The organism is Vibrio sp. 10N.222.46.A1, assembly GCF_041473595.1.
Taxonomy (GTDB): Bacteria; Pseudomonadota; Gammaproteobacteria; order Enterobacterales; family Vibrionaceae; genus Vibrio; species Vibrio tasmaniensis_A.
On record NZ_JBFRSN010001227.1, the window covers coordinates 1 to 1,769 of the forward strand.

Here is a 1,769-nt window from a genome sequence, read left to right on the forward strand (position 1 = left end):
TCTTTTGCCATTCGAGTTGCATCGCCACATACATAGAGGTACGCGCCCTCTTGAAGCCATTGCCAAACCTGCTCTGCCTGCTCAATTAATCGGTCTTGAACATAAACCTTTTCTTTTTGATCACGACTAAACGCAACATCAAGCTTGGTTAATGCACCAGATTTAAGATACCTCTGCCATTCAACTTGATATAAGAAATCTTGAGTAAAGGTACGGTCACCAAAGAACAACCAGCTTTTACCTTCAGCGTCATTGTTTTCACGCTCTTGAACAAAACTACGGAAAGGTGCGATACCTGTACCCGGGCCAACCATGATGATTGGTGTGTTGTCGTCTTGCGGCAGTTTGAAGTTATTGTTGTTCTCTACAAACACCTTAACTTCACCACCTTCTTCAAGGCGTTGAGCTAAGAAACTTGAAGCACCACCCAGACGAGATTCATCGCCCTTTTGGTATTCAACCAGACCAACCGTTAAGTGAACTTCTTCATCCACTTCAGCTTGGCTTGATGCAATAGAATAGAGGCGTGGAGTTAACTTACGTAGTAGGCCAATCAGTTCATCAGCCGATAGCTTGGTCTTCTTCTCAGCTAAAACATCAACAACTTGAGTATTACCCGCGTATTCACGAAGCTTGTCTTTATCTTCCACCAGCTTAATTAACTTCTTGCTGCCCGATAGCTCAGCAAACTTAGTCACTAGCTGAGGGTTTGAAGATGTAATCTCAAATTTGCTGACGAGTGCGCTATGCACAGACAAGTTGTCACCATCGACATCGACACTTTCGATACCAGACAGCCCAACCTTAGAAAGAATTTGATTTGCGAGTTCTGAACTGTTTTCAAACCATACGCCTAGCGCATCACCCGGTTGGTAAGTAATACCCGACTCATCAAGATCAATTTCGATATGACGAACATCTTTGCCCGAATCACGACCAGTGATCTTTTGGCTCGTCAATAATGTCGCGGTGTATGGGTTTTGTTTGGTGTATTGCGAATGACCAGCAGCCGCTTGACCGACTGGTAATTGAACCACATCGGCTTCAGTACCTGTCGATAGCGTCTCTTTTACTTGCTCTAATGCTTTAGCGCGCCATTCCGTTGCTGATTCTTCGTAATCAACATCACAATCAAGACGGTCAACAAACGATTTAGCACCAAGCTTAGCGAGGAAGTTATCGAAGTCTTTAGCCGTTTGGCAGAAGAACTCATAGCTTGAGTCACCTAAACCGATCACACCGTATTGTAGGTTTGATAATTTTGGCGCTTTCTTCGATTGAAGGAATTCATGCAACTCAATAGCGTTATCAGGGGCTTCGCCCTCACCATTGGTTGAAGCTACAAAAATGACGTGTGTCTCTTTGGCTAAGTTCTTACCTTTATAATCACTTGCATCGAAAAGCTCGACAGCAATCCCTAAGGCTTTCGCTTCTGCCTCAAGCGATTCGGCGACACCTTTCGCATTACCGGTTTGGGATGCGAAGATAATGCTGAGCTTACCCGCAGGTTTTGCGGCTACTGCAGCGGCTGCTTGAGCGATTGGCGCGGCGGCACCCACAGGCTGAGTTTGGCTCACACCCCAAAGGTAACCACTGACCCATGCCAGTTGTTGAGAAGATAATTCAGAAACAGTTTGCTGAAGATGACCCAATTGTTGGTCATTAAGTGGTGCTGCTAGCCCAGGTAACTCATTAGCCCCAGACTGTGCATTATTATTTTGTGAAGACTCTTTCTTATTTAAAGACATGGTCACGACATCCCTAATCAT

General features: G+C 45.1%; 1 protein-coding gene. It reads right to left on the reverse strand.

All coding sequences use genetic code 11. The annotated features are described in order from the left end of the window. Positions 1–1,748: assimilatory sulfite reductase (NADPH) flavoprotein subunit (locus AB4496_RS25455; protein WP_372132623.1), on the reverse strand; the 1,748-nt coding region annotated here is incomplete at its 3' end. Positions 1,749–1,769: the final 21 nt, after the last annotated feature.